The organism is Xanthomonas sp. NCPPB 1067 (assembly GCF_020783795.1).
Lineage (GTDB): Bacteria > Pseudomonadota > Gammaproteobacteria > Xanthomonadales > Xanthomonadaceae > Xanthomonas > Xanthomonas melonis.
Map to the genome: position 1 here is coordinate 99,006 of NZ_JAJGQG010000011.1, position 19,456 is coordinate 118,461.

Below are 19,456 nucleotides of genomic sequence, written 5' to 3' on the forward strand. Positions count from 1 at the left end.
CCGACTTCGAAGGACGCATCATGGCCGAGATCTCCCGCAATGCCCTGTTCGGCAAGCTCAACCCGCTGGCGTATCGCGGCATCGAAAGCGCCACCGTGTTCTGCAAGCTGCGCGGCAACCCGTACGTGGAGTTGGTGCACTGGCTGCATCAGTTGCTGCAGCTGCAGGATTCGGACCTGTACCGCATCGTCAAGCACTTCCAGCTCAGCCCGTCCGCGCTGGCGCGCGATGTCACCGCCGCGTTGGACGGCCTGCCGCGCGGCTCCACCGCCGTGACCGATTTGTCGGCCAATGTCGAAGAAGCGGTGGAGCGCGGGTGGGTGTATGCCTCACTGAGTTTTGGTGAAGCGCAGGTGCGCACCGGCTATCTGGTGGTCGGCATTCTGAGCGTGCGCGGCTTGCGCAATGCGTTGCTGGCGATCTCCAGGGAGTTCGACAAGCTCAAGCCTGCGGCGCTGAGCGAGCATTTCGCGCAGATCGTGGCCGGATCGCCGGAAGAGGGCCTGCTGCCCAGCGATGGATTTTCGCTTGGTCAGACCGCTGCACCGGGCGAGGCGAGCGGTGCCATCGCACCGGCGGCGATGGGCAAGCAGGAAGCGCTGAAGAAATTCACCACCGACCTCACCGCACAGGCGCGCGAGGGCAAGCTGGATCCGATCATCGGCCGCGACGACGAGATCCGCCAGGTGGTCGACATCCTGATGCGCCGCCGGCAGAACAACCCGATCCTGGTCGGCGAAGCCGGTGTCGGCAAGACCGCGGTGGTGGAAGGCTTCGCGCAACGCATCGCACGCGGCGATGTGCCGCCGGCATTGAAGGACGTGCAACTGCGCGTGCTGGATGTGGGCCTGCTGCAGGCCGGCGCCAGCATGAAGGGCGAGTTCGAACAGCGCCTGCGCGCGGTCATCGACGACGTGCAGGCCAGCCCCAAACCGATCATCCTGTTCGTGGACGAAACCCACACCCTGGTCGGCGCCGGCGGCGCGGCCGGCACCGGCGATGCGGCGAATCTGCTCAAGCCGGCGCTGGCGCGCGGCACGCTGCGCACGGTGGGCGCCACCACCTTTGCCGAGTACAAGAAGTACATCGAAAAAGACCCCGCACTGACGCGGCGCTTCCAGGCCGTGCAGGTGGACGAGCCGGACGAGGCCAAGGCCGTGCGCATGATGCGCGGCGTCGCCTCGATGATGGAGCAGCACCACCGCGTGCAGATCCTGGACGAGGCGCTGGAAGCGGCGGTCAAGCTCAGTCACCGCTACATCCCCGCCCGCCAGTTGCCGGACAAGTCGGTGAGCCTGCTCGACACCGCTTGCGCACGCGTGGCGGTGAGCCTGCATGCCACGCCGGCCGAAGTGGATGATAGCCGCCGCCGCATCGAAGTGCTGGACACCGAGCACGCCATCATCGCGCGCGAGCGTGCCATCGGTATCGTGGTCGACGAGCGCGCTACTGCATGTGCCGGCCTGCTGGCCAGCGAGCACAGCCGGCTGCAGGAGCTGGAACAACGCTGGGCGGCCGAGAAGACCTTGGTCGACGAGCTGCTGTCGCTGCGTGCGCAACTGCGTGGCGGCCACGCGCCAGTCGAAGGCACTGGCAGTGCGTTGGAAGCGGAGGCGGCTGCCGAGCAGGTCGCCTCCGGCGACACCGCGGTACTCGAAGCGCCTGCCCACGTGGACCGCGACACGCTGCTGGCACGCCTGCAACTGGTGCAGGCCGAACTGGCCGCGTTGCAGGGCGAATCGCCGTTGATCCTGCCCACGGTCGACTACCAGGCGGTGGCCGCCGTGGTGGCCGACTGGACCGGCATCCCGGTCGGGCGCATGGCGCGCAACGAGATCGACACCGTGCTGCGCCTGCCCGAACTGCTGGCCAAGCGCGTCATCGGCCAGGACCACGCCATGGAGATGATCGCCAGGCGCATCCAGACCAGCCGCGCCGGCCTGGACAACCCAGACAAACCGATCGGCGTGTTCCTGCTCGCCGGCACCTCCGGCGTGGGCAAGACCGAAACCGCGCTCGCCCTGGCAGAAACCCTGTACGGCGGCGAACAGAACCTGATCACCATCAACATGAGCGAGTACCAGGAAGCGCACACCGTCTCCTCGCTCAAGGGCGCACCGCCGGGCTATGTCGGTTACGGCGAAGGCGGCGTGCTGACCGAAGCGGTGCGCCGCAAACCGTACTCGGTGGTGCTGCTGGACGAGGTGGAAAAAGCCCACCCCGACGTACACGAACTGTTCTTCCAGGTCTTCGACAAGGGCTGGATGGAAGACGGCGAAGGCCGCCGCATCGACTTCCGCAACACCTTGATCATCCTCACCAGCAACGCCGGCACCGACCTCATCGCCAGCCTGTGCAAGGACCCGGAACTGATGCCGGATCCCGAAGGCATGGCCAAGGCGATCCGCGAGCCCTTGTTGAAGGTGTTTCCGCCGGCGCTGCTCGGGCGTTTGGTGGCGATTCCGTATTACCCGCTGAGCAATGACATGCTCGGCCAGATCGTGCGGCTGCAGTTGAACCGGATCAAGCGACGGATCGAGGAGCGCTACAGGATTCCGTTCGAGTACGACGACTCGGTGGTGGAGCTGGTGGTGAGTCGGTGTACCGAAAGCGAATCGGGCGGGCGGATGATCGATGCGATTTTGACGAATTCGATGTTGCCGGAGATTTCGCGTGAATTCTTAGACCGGTTGATTGAGGGCGAGCCGATCAAGAGAGCAAGGGTCGACGCTACCGATAAGGACTTCCGCTATGTGTTCTGACTGGCTTGAAGCGTATTGCACGTGGGCGGCCCTTGGAAGCTGGTGCTCCCGTTATGCCACTGACGATGCACTCGGCCAGGAGAGTATGTGATGCAGCTTATCGAGGGCCAGGCCGGCGCATTTCACGCGTATGGCGAAGATATTATCTATCCGTTGATCAACAGCTGCATGACCATGACCGTCGTCTACAGCGATCCGGCATATGTCGTCAGCGGACATTCTCCAAGGCTGGTGCTCGGGATGGCGAGCATGGCGCGACTCACCGTCGCCCAGACAGCAGACATACTCAGGCTCAGATTCAGTTGATTCCCTCTTACGCGCACTCCAATAGGTCCTGACATGCCAGCGGTGAATGAAGCTGAGATCAAGAGCGCTTATGATGACTTGATCGAATATAGCTACAACAAGCTTAGCGGTGCGGAAAGAAACGAGGGTATTGCTCTTTGCGAGGATCTAAAAACGTATTGCCTGGAGGGTAGGTGGGCTGGACTTGCACTCGACTACCGCCGGGCGTGGCTGGGTGAGATCATTCGGCGCGTGCAGGGACTGATTTTCAACAAAGACGCAATCGTTGCAGGAACAACGTCACGCAAGGTGTTGGTTGAGAGGCTGAGCGGGGATGCAGGATGCCGTCCGCTCAAGATAAGCACAATAGGCTTCAGCCAGTACACCGTTAATCGGCACTTCCAAAGCCATTACGTTGGCCAGCCGGAGTGGGTTGCCAATAAGGAAATAAAGGATGTTGCCAAGGTGTTGCGTGGCGAGCCAAAGAAAAGTACCGATCTGAGGATTCGTCTGCATTTGCATGCAGGAACGTGGGTTGCCTTGAATAATCGAGGATTCGCACTGCATTGTCTGGCCAATGTCGTTCCCCGGCGCCTCGCTTTTGATCCAGATCTGTCGAGCGACGAAACCTCGCGTATGACAAAGTCATTTGCAGACTCAGGGTTGAGGTTGACAATGTCCATTCCGGAGAGTCGGCGATCCAAGGACCAGTGGAGCAAGACGATTCCGACCCTAATCACAGGAATTCCCGAGACCAGAAACAGCGTCGAGATTTTGTACACGATCAGGGCCATCGGTATGGCGGTCGGCTCAGCAGCGGATGTTGGAAACGAAATTGTCTACAACACCGGGCCATAGTCGGAGTAAAGGTGTCAGGTTATTTTCCAAATCGACCTGGCCCGTTTCCGCTCCGCTTCCGCCGTCTCCGTAGCGATGTCATCTCCAAATTTGCCAGCTGAGCGAAGCGTCGCTGTGCGATACATGCGCTTCGGTAGCCTACCGACAGCCACGAGCGGGCAGTCATGGAAAGGCGCGCAGACACGGATATCGAGAAGGGATGCAGAAGCGATGGATCGCCATCAACAGAGGAGTGATGAAATGCCAGTTTTGATCAAGGTTCCCTACGATATAAACAGCGCCAATGGTGTGGTCCAGGCGTGCCTGCGGAAGAAGCGCGAAGTCGTCCAGTCCAGGGACAATGGCGGTATCACCGGTATCGGTGCGGGCTCATGTTGTTCCTTCGTGGCGTACATAACGCACGGAGGAGAAGTCGACAACGTCTTTGGAAATAGCCGCATTCGCATCCCGTTCAAGGTCAACGGGGTCGATGTCGCAAATGCCTGCGCCCACGGCGAACTGACCGCCTTATGGAACGCAATTGCCGACGAACCCTCTATTCCCACAATTCTGGCGATGTACATCGAGATGTCGCCTTGTACTAAATGTCAGAGCGCGCTGGACAACCTCTTGCAACCTGGTCAGGAAATCTATTACTCCTTCGATCACCCGGGGGAGGTGGGAGCCTGGCAAACCGCAGCCAAGCATCTTTGCGCATGACGCCGGAATCAGGGGCGTAACGCGCATTGGGAATGTGTTGAGATCAATGACAAACGTGGGCCAGTCGACACACCGGGCATATGGCCTATCCCGTCGATGGCGCGTCTGATTGATCGCCCCGGCGTCGTCGTTGGTTCCACTGTGGGGCATGTGATCTTGGCGGCGCAGCGCTGCAACGCGGCGCGTTCAGTAGATATCGATGAGTCGAACCGGAGAGCATTGTCATGGCGTCTTGCGAAGAATGCGGTCAGCAGCTGTACGGAAGTGCGCACGACCATATGCCCACCTGTAGTCGCCGCAGGATGCTGCTCAAGCGTCAGGGTAACGGATTATCTCGAGGGAGCGACAACGTTTCCAATGACGGTGTCGTCAAGCGGCAGAGATCGGCGCGGATTCAGCAGCGTGCGCAGTCCGAGATGGGGGCGCTGCTGAATTCCGCATATGGACATGACAGGCCAACGCTGATCGTTGGAGACGTCACGCCGTCGCTCTATCGACCCTTGACCCAAGGGAATGATGGAAGGTATTACACGTCGACACAGGCGCGTCGGGAGATCGAGAGAACCATCGATAGCACGGCGAGAACCTACGCCAGTGAAGATGAGCTGCCTGCACTGGCGCAGCAGATGCTGCAGCGCTCCAGGAGTACCGGCAGATCGATGCTGCATTTCAGTAGTCGAACTGCGAATACCGGCTACCGCACGGGACAGGACGTGACCTACACCGAGGTCACCGGTGCCGATCACTCCGGTACGAGGACAGCAAACGACACGCCGCGGCCAAGAAGTCCTCCGCCGATGTCCACCGGCGAGGAGCTGCCAGTTCCAAACCTGCGCTACGAGCAAACTCATCAGTCGGCTTATAGTTTTACCGGTTTGCCCGGTAGCACGGTGCATGCGCCGACGCAGGCCAATCAGGCGGCCGATACCAATCTGGAGCGATTCGTGGGTCGCTCGCCGGGAGGATTCATCGTGCGTGAGGACACTTATGAGCGGTCATCGCTATCGGCCTTTCGCCCTACCGGTGGCGGACGCTACGAAGGCCGCAGCGTAAGTTACATGCGGCGCCTGTCTGTACCGGATGACACAAGCGTGCCGCACACGGATGGTTCGGGGTCAAAGGACCAGTCGAAAAAATGAGCGGCTTACCGAGATCTTGCCCGCATGTTCACTGATGGCTTGCCGGGTATCGGTATCGTATATCGAAGGTGCGATCGAACATCGGTGGCAGCCGCAGGTACTTGTCGCCACGGTCGTGTGTCCAGAGCAGGATTGCGCAACAATGCCCGCATGCACAGACTTCTGCTCACCCTGATCTGCATGCTCGCCTCATTCGCCTCCACGGCCGCGTCCGCTCCGGAGCGGATGTTGATCTTCAGCAAGACCGCCGGGTTCCGGCATGAGTCGATTCCGACGGCTGTGGCGACATTGCGCCAGCTGGCGGCTGAGGAGGGCATGGCGGCCGACCATAGCGAGGACGCGGAGGTCTTCACTGCCGACAACCTGGCGCGCTATCGCGTAGTGGCGTTCGCCAGCACCACCGGGGAGATTCTGGCGCCGGCGCAGCAGCAGGCGTTCGAAGGATTCGTTCGTCGGGGTGGTGGCTTTCTGGGCGTGCATTCGGCCGCCGATACCGGCTACCAGTGGCCGTGGTACGGGCAGTTGGTCGGGGCCTGGTTCAAGGGGCATCCGCCGGGGCTGCAGTCCACCCGTGTGCAGCCTGAGCGAGAGGGGCAGGCGGTCGGCAAGAGCTGGCCGATCACCGACGAGATCTACAACTATCGGCACAATCCGCGCGGGCAGGTGCAGGTGATCGCCACGGTGGACGAGCGGCTGTATGCCGGCGGCACGATGGGCGCCGACCATCCCATCGCCTGGTGTCATGCCTTCGACGGTGGCCGTGCCTGGTACACCGGGCTGGGCCACGATGCGGCGGTGTATGCGAATGCAGAGTTTTTGGCCCAGCTGCGGCAGGGCCTGCGCTATGCGGCCGGGCGTGAGCCTGGCTGCTAGGCGCGTCGGCCGGATGGATCGGGTGCGTCGATCAAGCGTGCGAAGATGGCCGGCAACGCTCCGACCATCACGGTCTAGGTCGCTGCAAACGCCGCCGCTTGTCTGTCGCCGAGTCCCAGCCAGCTAAACCATTACGTCTCGCCTGTTCCGCCTGCTCGCCAATGCGGGATACTGCGCGCTCACGCAGGCGAGATGAGGCCAATGGCGGAGCTGCCGATCACCGAGTTGTTGCAGGCCTGGCAGCGCGACGAGCCAGGGGCGGGCGACGCACTGGCGCGCCAGGTCTACGAGGTGCTGCGTGCCACCGCACTGCGCGAGCTGCGCCGCGACGGGCGCACCGGCCTGCAGGCGACCGAGCTGGTGCATGAAGCCTGGATGCGACTGGAACAAGGCCAGCAGGCATTTCGTTCGCGCACGCACTTCTATGCTGTGGCCGCTTTGCAGATGCGGCACCTGCTGGTGGATCTGGCGCGTCAGCAGGCCAGCGCCAAGCGGCTGGGGCAGGCGGTGACGCTGACCATCAGCCTGTCCGATGGCGCGGCGCGGCCGGAGGCGTTGATGCTGGTGGCCGATGCCTTCGACAAGCTGGCACAGGTGGACGAACGCAAGGCCCGTGCGTTCGCGTTGACCGAGCTGGTGGGTTTCAGCGTGGCCGAGGCGGCCGCGCAACTGGATGTCTCGGTGCCCACGCTGGAACGCGACCTGCGCTTTGCACGGGTCTGGCTGGCGGCGCAGCTGTGAGTACGGCTGCGACCACCTGGCAGCGGCTGGAGGCCTTGTTCCATCAGGCGTGTCTGTTGCCGCCGGAACAACGCGATGCCTTTGCGTGGGAGCAGGCCGGCGAAGACGCGGCGTTACGCGCACAGTTGCTGGCGATGCTGGCGGTGGAATCGCAGGCCACCTTGCGCGTGCGGGGGCCGCTGAAGCAGGCCGTGGCCACCTTGCATGCTCCGCTGCCGGAGCTGCCGGCGGGGACACGCTTCGGCGCGTGGGCGATCGACCGCCTGCTCGGTGCCGGCGGCATGGGCCAGGTGTACCTGGGCCACCGCGCCGACGGTGCCTACGAGCGCGAGGTGGCGATCAAGCTGGTGGCCGCCGACGCGCTGGACGCGCAGGGCCGGGCCTTGTTCGAATTCGAATGCCGGCTGCTGGCGCAGATGGTGCACCCGGCCATCGCGCAGATCCACGACGTGGGCACCGATGCACAGGGCCGGCCGTACCTGGTGATGGAGTATCTGCGCGGGGAGCCCATCACCTGGTGGTGCGACGAACACCGGCTGTCGTTGCATGCGCGCGTGCTGCTGATGTTGCGGGTGAGCGAGGCGGTGCAGCATGCGCATCAGAAGGGTGTGATCCATCGCGACCTCAAACCCAGCAATGTGCTGGTCAGCGACATCGACGGACGGCCGATGCCCGGGGTGATCGACTTCGGCATCGCCATCGATGCGGCCAACCCGGGCCTGACCTCGGCGCATGGCCGTGGCACGCCCGGCTACATGAGCCCGGAACAGGCGCGTGGGGCGCAGGACGTGGACGCACGCAGCGATATCTATGCGCTGGGTGCGATGTTCTACGAACTGAGTTGCGGGCTGGCGCCGGTGGCCGGCAGCGACGGCCTGCCGCAACCGCCATCGCAACGGGTGGCGACGGTGCCGGCGGATGCACGCGCACGCATCTGTGCGGCACGCGCCACCACCCATGCGCGGCTGCAGCAGCAGCTGCGCGACGGCCTGGATGCGATCGTGCTGCGCGCCCTGGCCCCCCAGCCGGGCGCACGCTACGCGTCGGTGTCCGCGCTGCTGGACGATCTGCACCGCTGGCTCGATGGTTACCCGCCGCGTGCCCTGCAGGCCGGCCGCTGGCTGCGGTTGCGCAAGTTCGTCCAGCGTCACCGCAGCGGCGTGCTCGCGGGAGGGTTGGCGGCGGTCGCCTCGGTCGCCGGCCTGGGCGCCACGCTGTGGTCGCTGCAGCAGGCCGCGCGCGATGCGCAACGCGCACGCGTCACCGGCGAATTCATGACCTCGGTGCTCTCCAGCGTGGACCCGGGCGTGGCGCAGGATCTGGACAAGACCCTGATGCTGCGGGTGCTGGAGCAGGCCTCGCAGCGTGCGGCACGCGAGCTGGCCGGCCAGCCCGACGCGCGCACCGATGTCGAGCTGACCCTGGGCCGTACCCTGATTGCGCTGGCCAAGTATCCGCAGGCGGTGGAGCATCTGCGCACCGCGCAGCGCCTGGCGCAGGACAGCGCGGGTGCGGGCAGTCTGACCGCGTTGCAAGCCACCTCCATGCTGGGCCAGGCGCTACGCGGTGCAGGCAAGCGCGAGCAGGCCGTGCAGGTGCTGCGGCAAGGCATTGCGCAGGCGCAGCGTGGCGATGCGCAGCAGCAGACCATGGCCAACGACATGCGCGGGTGGCTGGCCTGGACCCTGCGCGATCAGGGCCGGATTGCCGAGGCCATGACCGAAAGCCGGCATGCCTACGTGGCGGCGCTGGCCAACCCCGCCACGCGCGCGGGGCAGCGGATCAACGCGGGCAATGTCTATGCCGGCATGCTGGCCGAGGTGGGGCAACTGGCGCAGGCGATCACGCTGCAGCGCGCCCTGCTGCGCGATCGCATCGCCCTGGACGGGGCCGAGCATCCGCTGGTGCTGTCGATGCGCAACAGCCTGTCGGTGTATCTGCTGATGCAGCGCGACTTCGCCGGTGCGGAGGCCGAACTGACGCCACTGCTGCAGATCAGCCGCAAGCTCTATGGCGATAACGCCGTCGACACCGTGATGGTGGAAGGCAACCTAGCCGGCGCGTTGCGGCAGCAGGGCAAGGTGGCCGAAGCCGGCCCGCATTACCGGGCGGCACTGGAACGGGCGCGCACGGTGTTCGGAGAGCAGGCGCCCGAGACGATCGCCTCGCGCAGCAACCACGCCTTCTGGTTGCTGGATGCCGGGCAGGCAGCGCAATCGCTGGCCGAACAGCGTGCCGCGCTGGCCGCGTCGCTGCAGGTGCTGGGGCGTGCGCACCCGCAGACCGCCGAGATCCTGCGCGGCATGTCCGAGGCCGAGCGCACCTTGGGCCAGACAGCCGACGCACGCGTGCATGCGCAGCAGGCGGTGCAGATCCTCACCGGCATCTTCGGCAACGCCGAGGAACCCTTGCGCGCTGCACGGCATACCCTGGCGCAGGTACAACCGGCAACGCCGGCGCCCGCCGACGCCGACGCAGCGAGCACCTCGGTGGTGGCGCAGCGCTGAGACGAATTGTCGGGTGAGCGCGGAACAGGCGGGCCACAGTAGCCGCCACCATTGCATCGAAGCGTTGCCATGCAACCCGCCGCACGCCTGACCGACCTGCACGTCTGCCCGATGGTGACCGGGGTGGTGCCGCACGTGGGTGGTCCCATCCTCGGCCCCGGTGCGCCTACGGTACTGATCGGTGGCTTGCCGGCCGCACGCATCGGCGATGCGGCGGTGTGTGTCGGCCCGCCGGACAGCATCGTGGCCGGCGCCCCGACGGTGCTGATCGCCGGCCAGCCGGCCGCCCGCCTGGGCGACAGCACCGCACATGGCGGGGTGATCACCCTGGGCTGCTTCACCGTATTGATCGGTTGAGTGCCGCCGCCCAACGCAGGACGGTTGCTGCGCGTTCGCGGCGTGCGTGCAGGTCATCGCCATGGCCGCGATGCCGCGAACGCACTGCGCCTGCGACAGGCACAACGCTGGCGCGCGGCATGCACTGGCCGGTCACAACGCACATCGTCGAACACGCACCCGCACTGCAGTCGCTCCGTCGTCATCCTGTCGCCCTTGGAGAGCCCCGATGCAAACCGCCACCCGCCTGCCGCCGGATACCTTGCAACATGCCATCGAGGCACACCGCAGCGGCCAGTTCGAACGCGCGGCGCAGTTGTACCGGCAGGTCCTGGATGCAGAGCCGACGCATGTGGCTGCACAGCATTTCCATGGCGTGCTGCTGCACCAGCGCGGGCAGAGCGCTGCGGCGGTGGCCTCGATCACCCAGGCGCTGGCACTGGATCCCGCGCAGCCGGACGCCTGCAACAACCTGGGCAATATCCACCGCGAATGCGGCCGCCTGGGCGAAGCCGAACAGTGCTATCGCCGCGCACTGGCGCTGGCACCGGCGCATGCCGATGCGCTGGCCAACCTGGCCGCGGTGCTGGAAGCGCAGCGCCGCGCGGAAGAAGCCTTCGTGACCTATGCGGCGCTGCTGCACACCTATCCGGACTCGGCGCAGGCGCATTATCTGTTGGGCTTGTTCCTGCGCAACAACGCGCAGGGCGCCGAGCATCTGCAGCAGTCGATGGAGTGCCTGCAGCAGGCCTGCACCCTGGCGCCGGAGCATCTGCCGGCGCGCGAGGCACTGGGCACCGGGCTCTATCTGCTTGGCGAGCATGTGCAGGCGCAGGCGGTGTACCGCGCGTGGCTGGCGCGCGACCCGGGCAATGCGGTGGCCGCGCATATGCTCGCGGCCTGCGGGGGCGCCGCAGCGCCGCCGCGTGCCGGCGACACCTATGTGCGCGAGCTGTTCGATGGCTTTGCCGACAGCTTCGACGAACAGCTGCTGCACAACCTGGAGTACCGCGCACCGCAGCGTCTGACCGAGGCGCTGGCCGCCTGCCTGCCCGCCCCAATCGCTGCACTGACCGTCCTCGATGCCGGCTGCGGTACCGGGCTGTGCGCGCCACTGCTACGGCCGTACGCGCGGTGGCTGGTAGGTGTGGATCTGTCGCCCGGCATGGTGGCCAAGGCGCGTCAACGCGGCGGCTACGATGCGTTGGAGGTCGCCGAACTCACCGCCTACCTACAGGGCACGCCTGCACACTGGGATGTGGTGGCCTCGGCAGACACGCTGGTCTACTTCGGTGCGCTGCACACCGTGCTGGCCGCGGCGGCCGCTGCATTGCGACCGGGTGGCGTGCTCGGCTTCACCGTGGAGGCGCTGGACGCAGACAGCGACAGGGTCGCGCTCGATGCCAGCGGACGCTACCAGCACAGCCATGCACATGTGCTGGCCGCGCTGCACGGTGCCGGCCTGCAACCGGTGGAGATCGCGCTGGATGTGCTGCGTAGCGAGCGTGGCCAGCCGGTGCACGGCTGGGTCGTGACCGCGCGCAGGCCTGCGCAGCGCTGAGACGAAATGTCGGCTTTGCCTGCGGCCCGCATGTGAGCATGGCCCGGCAGTGAGGGGTGGTGACTGGCGCGCAGCGGTTCGCGCAGGCCGGCGATCCAGCGCTGCGAACCGGCGCACTCCGCGTTGCCTACCCACCTGTGGATGCTTCGATGCCGCGCACCATCACGCTGCACTCCGACCTTGGCGACCGCCTGTGGCTGCACCGCATGCAGGCGCACGAGGGCTTGGGGCAGTTGTTCGACTACCGCATCGACGCCCTCTGCACGGATGCCCAGCCTGACCTGGGCGCGCTGCTCGGCACACCAATGGCCGTCCAGCTGGCCGACGCGGCGGGCGAGCAGCGCTGGTACCACGGCATCGTGGCCACCTGCGCCCAGGCCGGGATCACCGTTGTCGATGCGATCTCCTACACCGCGCTGGACCTGCACCTGGTGCCACGGCCCTGGTTGCTCACCCAGCGCCGCGACTGCCGCATCTACCAGGATCTGAGCGTGCCGGAGATCGTCACCAGCGTCCTGGCCGAGATCGGCTACAGCGATGTGCAGCAGCAACTCAGCACGCAGTATCCCAAGCGCAGCTACTGCGTGCAGTACCGCGAGGACGACTTCAGCTTCCTCAGCCGGTTGCTGGAGCAGGAAGGCATCTATTACTACTTCACCCACAGCCGCAGCGCGCACACCATGGTGTTGTGCGATGCGCTGGGCGCGCACGCGCAGCGCAATGGCGTGGACAGCCTGCCGTACGTGCCACCGGAGCTGGAGAACCGGCGCATCCTGCGCTCGGTGGTGAGTCAGTGGCGTGCCGCGCGCGCACTGCACTCCACCCGGCATGCGGTCACCGACTACGATCCGCAGCAGCCGCGCGTCTCGCTGGCGGCCGAGTGCGACGCCAGCGGCGCCGGCCTGCATCCGGTGGATGGCCTGGCGGTGTTCGATTACCCCGGCTCGCATGCGTTGCAGGCAGACGGCAGCCGCTACGCACAGGTGCGTACCGAGGCGCATAACGTGCAGCGCGCCAGCCACCAAGCCACTACCAATGCCTGCGGGCTGATGGTCGGCGCCTTGTTCACCCTGCACGGCCATCCGCGCAGCGCGCTCAATCAGGAGTACCTGGTGCTGTCGGCGCAGACCACGCTGGCAGCGCCGGAGCACGGCAACGAACCGCCGTTCTCCAGCAGCGTGCAGGTGATGGAAAGCCGGTTGCCGTTTCGCAGCCTGGCGCGCACGCCCACGCCCAGCATCGCCGGCCTGCAGACCGCAGTGGTCAGCGGCGATACCGACGAAGACATCGTGGTGGATGCGCATGGCCGCGTACAGGTCACCTTCCACTGGGCCGGCGCCGCACGCACGCATGGCGCACCGTCGTGCTGGGTGCGCGTGGCCTCGATGTGGGCAGGCAAGGGCTGGGGTGCGATGAGCCTGCCGCGGGTGGGCCAGGAAGTGGTGGTGAGCTTTCTGGACGGCGACCCGGACCGCCCGCTGATCGTGGGCAGCGTCTACAACGCCGATCACGCGCTGCCGTTCGCGCTACCGGACAACAAGACCCAGAGCGGCGTGCGCAGTCGCAGCCTGCTGGGCGGTGCGGCAGACTTCAACGAGCTGCGCTTCGACGACAAGGCCGGCGCCGAAGAGATCTACCTGCGCGCGCAACGCGACCTGCGCGAAGCGGTGCAACACGACCACACCGCCAGCGTGGACAACGACCAGGTACTCACGGTCAAGCACGACCGCAATGCGCGCATCGACAACAACGACAGCGTGGATGTCGGCAAGAAGCTGCTGCTGCAGGCTGGAGAGGAGATCGAGCTGGTGACCGGCAGTGCGCGGCTGGTGATGAAGCAGAACGGCGACATCGTGCTCAGCGGGGTCAAGATCCTGATCGATGCAAGCTCCGAGGCCAAGACCACCTCCACCGCCATCAAGCTGATCGCCAACGCACAGCTGCAGGCCAAATCGCCTGCCACCGAAGTGGCCGGCGACGGCACGCTGAAGTTGTCCTCGGGCGGCATGCTCAGCGCCGAAGCCGGCGCCTCGGCCACGCTCAAGGGCCCGCTGGTCAGCATCAAGGCCGATGCCCTGGTGCAGGTCGGTGGCGGCCTGATCATGATCGGATGAGTGCGCCCACGCTCTCGCTGGCGCAGGCGTGTGCGGACATGCAGGTGTCCGAGCCGGCGCGCGCGCAGCTGGCAGCGCCCATCGCGCCGCAGGCGGCGGTGCGCGCCCTGCTGGCGCACGGTCACGACGAGGACGCGATCAAGCTGCTCGCGCGCCTGCTGCCCAAGCGCTACGCAGTGGCCTGGCTGTGTCAGTGCGTGCGCGGCGAAGCGCTGGACGAGGAAGATCGCGCCGGTGCCGCACTGGCGGAGAAGTGGGTGCGCGAGCCCAGCGAAGCGCACCGCCGCGCGGCGCAGGCGTTTGCACACGCGGGCGGCTATGTCTCCCTGGGCGCCTGGCTGGCGGCAGCGGTGGCCTGGTCCGGCGGCAGCCTGGCGCCGCCGCAGCAGGCAACGGCAGTGCCACCGGCCGAGCATCTGACCGCGCGTGCGGTGGCGGCGGCCATCACCCTGCTCGCTGCGCGCCAGCCCGCCGCACTGGCCACGCGCCGCAGCGGATATGCCACACATGCGCTGGAACTGCTGGCCAACGTGCAGACGCCATGAGCGCGCTGCGGCACATCTTCCTGCGTCGCAGCGTGATCGGCTTGCGGTGCGCGCGGGGGCGGTGCGACGCAGCGATGGGGTGCGCAGGCGTCCGGCTTGCCGCGCGAGGCGCCTGCGCCGCACGTGTCAGCGGTGCCGCAGGCGCTCACGCGCAGTGGTCGTCTGGCCTGGCGGCGCTGCGGGTGGCACCCGTTCGTTACCGCCGACGCATGCGCGTCGGTTGCAAGGCGTCTTTCGATGGCGCCGTACCCTATCTGCAGGAGCCCGTGTCGTGTCCAGTTCGCAGTTGATCCTCACCGTCAGCGGTGCGCAGGCCGCGCAGTTCGGCGCCGGCGCGCAGAAGCGTTTTTCAGGCAGTGGCGGCAGCATCGGCCGCTCCGACGAGAGCGACTGGGTGCTGGCAGCGCCAGGCGTGTCGCGCACGCATGCGGTGGTGCGTTTCCTCAACGGCATGTATTTCATCGAGGACCGCAGCACCAACGGTATGTCGCTCAACGGCGCGGCCCTGACCCGCGCAGACCCGTGCGCGCTGAGCGATGGCGACCGCCTGCAGCTGGACAGTTTCGAGATCCAGGTGCAGGTGCAGGCACCGGCACCGGCAGCCGCGCCCGAGGTGCCGCCGGCAGCGAACCCGCTGCTGGATGCGATGGACGACCGCACCCAGGTCGCGCCGCCGCCATCGCCAGTGCGCGCGGCAATCGCCGACAGCCCGTTCGACCTGCTGGACTTCGCTGCACCAGCGGCCGCGCATGGGGCCATCGACGATCCGCTGGAGGGTCTGCTTGCGGGCCGCACGCCGCGCGAACTGGATCCCTTGCGCCTGCTCGACCCCGTGCCCGCTCCCGCGCCCAGCGTGGCGCCAGGCGCCTGGAATCACAGCAGCGCCAGTCATGATCACTTCCGTCCGCCGGCCAGCGGCGATGTGCGCGCCACGCTGCCGGAAAATTGGGACATGACTCTGGGCGATTTCGCACCGGTCGCGCCCACGCCATCGCACGCAGCGCAGGCCGCTTCCGCGCCGGCGTTCGCGGCGCAGCCAACGCCCGGCAACGCCGCCGCACCGACGCTGCAACTGCCACCCGAGCTGGAGCGCATCTTCGCCATCGTGGTGGACGGGGTGATGGACGTGCTGCGCGCACGCGCGGAGATCAAGAACACCTTCCGCCTGCCGGTCACGGTGATCCAGCGCTCGGAGAACAATCCGCTCAAGTTCGCCGCCACCGCGGAAGACGCGCTGCAGAAGCTGCTGGCCCCGCCCAGCCCTGCGTTTCTGTCCGGCGTACCGGCCTTCGAAGACGCCTTCGACGATATCCGCTGCCATCAGATGGCCATGCTGGCCGGCATGCGTGCGGCCTTCGACGCCATGCTGTTCCACTTCAGCCCGGACCGGCTGGAACAGGAGGCCGACGCCGGCGGCAAGCGCCTGAGCTTCGGTAGCAAGGGGCGCTACTGGGAGCGCTATCGCGACAAGTTCGAACAGCTGCGCGGCGACCCGGACGAGTGCTTCCGGCGCCTGTTCGGCGACGAATTCGCCCGCGCCTACGAGGCGCAGCTGGCACGCCTGAAGTCGGCACGGCGCCAGCCTGCGGCGCGCGGATCGCAGGGGGGGTGAGGGTCGCGCGGACGCGATCGACACAATGGCGGTTCGATGGCATCGCGATCGGGCTGCCTGCCGACCCGAATCGAGGAAGCATGCGAGTTGCGCTGCTATGCCTGCACAAGCGATGAGTGGCAAGGCAGAGCACTGCTCGATGTCAGCTGGGCATCGTTGCATGCCACATGGGCGGAGCTGGTACTGACAAGACAGTGCTGCCGGACATGCCTCGGCGGCTGTGGTTGGAGCTGTCCCTGCGCCCTCGCCGGATACGTATGCGCAACACCGATGACTGCCTGGTCCCGAGTAGCCGAGCCAGGCCAGAGGCCGTGAGCAGAGGTCGTCGGCGACACGCGTTTGCTGGTCTGCAGGATGCAACAGCGCAGGGCGGCGGCGACTACGTTCGTGATGCTTCGACCCACCAGCACTGACACGCCGTTTTGCGCTACGCGGCAGTTGGCAATAGCGAAATTAACCAGGCGCAGTTGTAGGGGTACGTAGCGTCACTTGTGGCCGTATCCGGTCATATGTGCGACGTTCACGGCCATTGCATGCCGCACTTGCAAACGCCGATGCGATCCTCTCGATGAGCTATCTGATATTTGAATGGCGGCATGCCAGCAAATAAGAGGTATATCACTCAATGGCGGGTTGTCGCGTCATCCCACGTGTGACTAAATACCGCCGCGCCAGGTCGGCAGACCGCTCTAGGGTGGCGCCATCGCTTAAGGGGAAAGAGCGATGCAGTGTCGTTCGACACATCTTCACGGCACTGCGAGAGCGGGAGTCTCCTGCAGCGCTCTCATGAGATCACTCTGATGAACTATCGCTCACGCATGCGTGGCATGCCGCTGCGGCTGCTCGTCCTGACAGCCGCCATCACACCTTGTCTAGCTTTTGCAGGCTCTCTGGCAGAAAACGGCATTCCAAACGTCGCCGGACCGCGCGCGATGGAAGCGCTGGACCGCGGTGTCGTCGCACTGCGCACCTCCAGCGGCGTCTTCGTGTCGTGGCGGCTGCTGGGGCTGGACCCGGATGGCATTGCCTTCAACGTCTACCGCTCCACCGATGGCAAGGCTGCAACGAAATTGAATGCGGCCCCGCTCACCCAGGGCACCAACTTCAGCGACACCACCGCGCCGGCAGGACGCAACAGTTACAGCGTGCGACCTGTGGTTGGCGGGACCGAACTGCCCGCCGATGGACAGTTCGAACTGAAGGCCGACGCGAATGGACCGCTGGTGCGGATTCCGCTCAGCACTGCCCCTGGCGACGGCTACCACACCCGCTACGTGTGGGTGGGCGATCTCGATGGCGACGGGCAATACGAGTTTGTGCTGGATCGGATTCCGCCCCAGAATCCAGCGGACTACGGGTTGTCACTCAGCAACCAATACCTGGATGCCTACAAGATGGACGGCACCCACCTGTGGCGCATCGACATGGGTATCAACAGCCGCAATATCTACCGCATCAGACCCGGTTCGGCGACCTTGAGCACGGGCATGTATGACGGCGTCACTGTCTACGACTTGAACGGCGATGGCAAGGCCGAAGTCGTGCTGAAGGTAGCCAACGGTGTCAAATTCGCTGATGGTAAGACGTTCACTGCCGCAACCGACGAGGACCAGTCAGTCGCGATCCTGGATGGACAAAAAGGCACCTTATTGGCGTCAACGCCATTTCCCGCCGACTTTGCTTCCGCAGGCAGGCTGGGAACCCAGTTTGGCATCGGTTCGGTCGACGGGATGACCCCCTCGATCATGTTCTGGGGACGTAACCGCAATAAGGACCACTCCTTCAATGACGTGTTCGCCTCCTGGAGCTGGCGCGGCGGCAAGCAGATCACCACCAACTGGGTGTGGCCCAGGACGTCTGGCCTTGGGTTGGCGCCCTCGCACCAGCTGCGCATCATCGATCTCGATGGGGATGGCAAAGACGAAGTCATGACTGGCACCTTCGCTATCAACAGCAATGGCACGCTGCGATACGGCTTGCCGGGTGTGGTGCACGGCGATCGCTTCTACATCGGAAAGTTCGAAAAGGATCGTCCGGGTTTGCAGGGCTACGGCATTCAGCAATACAACCCCAGCGGGCTGCTCGAGTATTACTACGATGCCACCAAGGGCACGATCCTGTGGACCCACAGTACCAACGACGGCACCTCCGTCGATGTGGGCCGAGGACTGGTGGGCGATATCGACGCACGGTTTCCGGGCTATGAGGCCTGGTCGTTCTCCGGCATCCATAACGGTGCCACCGGCCAGCGCACCGAGCCATCGGATCTGGCGCCGTATCCGACCCATTCGATTTGGTGGGATGGCGATGAACTGAACGAAGGCTTGAATGGGCCCAAGATCGAGAAGTGGGACCCACTCAAGCCACGCGACTCCGGGCATGTGGGCCGCTACGAGTTGCTTACCAACCAGGGCGCAGCCCTCTGGGACGGCTTCAACCCGATGTTCTTCGGCGACATCATCGGTGACTGGCGTACCGAGGTCGTGGCGATCAACGCCGCTGGCACCGAGCTGCTGATGTTCAGCACCCAGATCCCGACCGACAGGCGCCATTACACGATGGCGCACAACCCCGCCTATCGTAATCACATGACCATCAAGGGGTATCTGCAATCCCCGCTGCTCGACTACTACTTCGGCGGTGGCATGGGCGCCTCGCCTCGGCCCAGGATCCACTACGCCGGTGACGGCTGGCTTCAGGCCGAAACGGCGGTATTGAGCGGTGGCGCGAAGTCGACAACCAGTAATGCATCGGGATACACCGGGACCGGCTTCGTGACTTTTCCCGGCAATGGTGGTGTGGCGCAGTTCCCGTTCGTGGACGTTGCAGGCGGCGGAACCAAGGACGTGACCATCCGCTTCGCAAATGGCGGTTCCAGTAGAAGCGGCATTTATCGCTTGAACGGGAAGACCTACCCGATCACGTTCCCCACGACAGGTAGCTGGAGCCGTTGGTCCAACCTGACCATCAAGATGCCCTTCGCCAAGGGCAGCGGAAACACACTGAGCTTTGAATCGACAGGCAATGACTTGGCGAACATCGACTGGGTGTTGATCGGTAAGAAATAGCGTTGCCTGACGCCATGCCCGCCACCGGGACCAGTGGTGGCGAGCATGGCGTCAGCCTCTTCATTGCTGCCAGCGGCTGGACTGACCGGCGGTGCGCAGCCTCCCCGAGGTGGCCGCATCAGCGCATCTGGCCTTTGTAGCCGACAGGTGCGGCGCGCCGTAAGCGTGCAGGCTACGTCCGTGCGCCGGTTTCGGTGGGGATTGTCCATTCGTTGCGCTCGTCGCAGGTGGCGACGAAGGCTTGTCTGCAGCGCTTGGGCGAGCAAGCCCCGGATCCTGTCGCAAGACTGCCTACTCGCAGCGTTGCAATGCAGGAATAGAGCACGCGGTGTCGGGCATCGTCTTGGCAAGCCGCT

14 protein-coding genes are annotated in these 19,456 nt (G+C 65.5%); all 14 read left to right on the plus strand.

The features are described 5' to 3' along the window. Positions 1-20: 20 nt before the first annotated feature. The 14 genes from tssH to LL962_RS10835 all read left to right on the plus strand — a co-directional run bounded on the left by tssH (position 21) and on the right by LL962_RS10835 (position 19,100). Positions 21-2,762 carry a type VI secretion system ATPase TssH gene (gene tssH, locus LL962_RS10770; protein WP_228316884.1) on the plus strand — a complete coding sequence of 914 codons (2,742 nt, stop codon included), beginning with the start codon at positions 21-23 and terminating at the stop codon, positions 2,760-2,762. Between the two features lie 90 nt (positions 2,763-2,852). Beyond that, positions 2,853-3,068 (plus strand): hypothetical protein, encoded by a 216-nt coding sequence (locus tag LL962_RS10775; RefSeq protein ID WP_228316885.1) that lies wholly within the window; start codon positions 2,853-2,855, stop codon positions 3,066-3,068. A 33-nt stretch (positions 3,069-3,101) separates the two neighbouring features. After that, complete coding sequence (locus LL962_RS10780; RefSeq protein ID WP_228316886.1) at positions 3,102-3,905, plus strand: hypothetical protein; 804 nt, start codon at positions 3,102-3,104, stop codon at positions 3,903-3,905. 210 nt (positions 3,906-4,115) lie between these two features. Beyond that, the gene (locus LL962_RS10785) at positions 4,116-4,604 is read left to right on the plus strand and encodes a hypothetical protein (protein WP_228316887.1); all 489 of its coding nucleotides are present in this window, start codon (positions 4,116-4,118) and stop codon (positions 4,602-4,604) included. A gap of 302 nt (positions 4,605-4,906) precedes the next feature. After that, positions 4,907-5,743 carry a hypothetical protein gene (locus tag LL962_RS10790; protein ID WP_228316888.1) on the plus strand — a complete coding sequence of 279 codons (837 nt, stop codon included), beginning with the start codon at positions 4,907-4,909 and terminating at the stop codon, positions 5,741-5,743. Positions 5,744-5,893: 150 nt separating this feature from the next. Beyond that, positions 5,894-6,616 (plus strand): ThuA domain-containing protein, encoded by a 723-nt coding sequence (locus LL962_RS10795; RefSeq protein WP_228316889.1) that lies wholly within the window; start codon positions 5,894-5,896, stop codon positions 6,614-6,616. A 201-nt stretch (positions 6,617-6,817) separates the two neighbouring features. Further along, complete coding sequence (gene ecfK / locus LL962_RS10800; protein WP_104587790.1) at positions 6,818-7,357, plus strand: ECF-type sigma factor EcfK; 540 nt, start codon at positions 6,818-6,820, stop codon at positions 7,355-7,357. After that, complete coding sequence (locus LL962_RS10805) at positions 7,336-9,864, plus strand: serine/threonine-protein kinase (RefSeq protein ID WP_228316907.1); 2,529 nt, start codon at positions 7,336-7,338, stop codon at positions 9,862-9,864. The genes ecfK and LL962_RS10805 overlap by 22 nt, the downstream gene beginning before the upstream one ends. A gap of 69 nt (positions 9,865-9,933) precedes the next feature. Then, positions 9,934-10,221 (plus strand): PAAR domain-containing protein, encoded by a 288-nt coding sequence (locus tag LL962_RS10810; protein ID WP_029218002.1) that lies wholly within the window; start codon positions 9,934-9,936, stop codon positions 10,219-10,221. A 208-nt stretch (positions 10,222-10,429) separates the two neighbouring features. After that, entirely contained in the window at positions 10,430-11,761 is a 1,332-nt protein-coding gene (locus LL962_RS10815) for a tetratricopeptide repeat protein (RefSeq protein WP_228316890.1), read from the plus strand. A 149-nt stretch (positions 11,762-11,910) separates the two neighbouring features. After that, complete coding sequence (locus tag LL962_RS10820; RefSeq protein ID WP_228316891.1) at positions 11,911-13,875, plus strand: type VI secretion system Vgr family protein; 1,965 nt, start codon at positions 11,911-11,913, stop codon at positions 13,873-13,875. Next, positions 13,872-14,420, plus strand: a complete 549-nt coding sequence (locus LL962_RS10825; protein ID WP_228316892.1) for a DUF6931 family protein — start codon at positions 13,872-13,874, stop codon at positions 14,418-14,420. The genes LL962_RS10820 and LL962_RS10825 overlap by 4 nt, the downstream gene beginning before the upstream one ends. 271 nt (positions 14,421-14,691) lie before the next feature. After that, positions 14,692-16,032: a type VI secretion system-associated FHA domain protein TagH gene (gene tagH, locus LL962_RS10830; RefSeq protein ID WP_228316893.1), complete on the plus strand. Its 1,341-nt coding sequence runs from the start codon at positions 14,692-14,694 to the stop codon at positions 16,030-16,032. Between the two features lie 800 nt (positions 16,033-16,832). Then, entirely contained in the window at positions 16,833-19,100 is a 2,268-nt protein-coding gene (locus LL962_RS10835; RefSeq protein ID WP_228316894.1) for a rhamnogalacturonan lyase family protein, read from the plus strand. Positions 19,101-19,456: the final 356 nt, after the last annotated feature.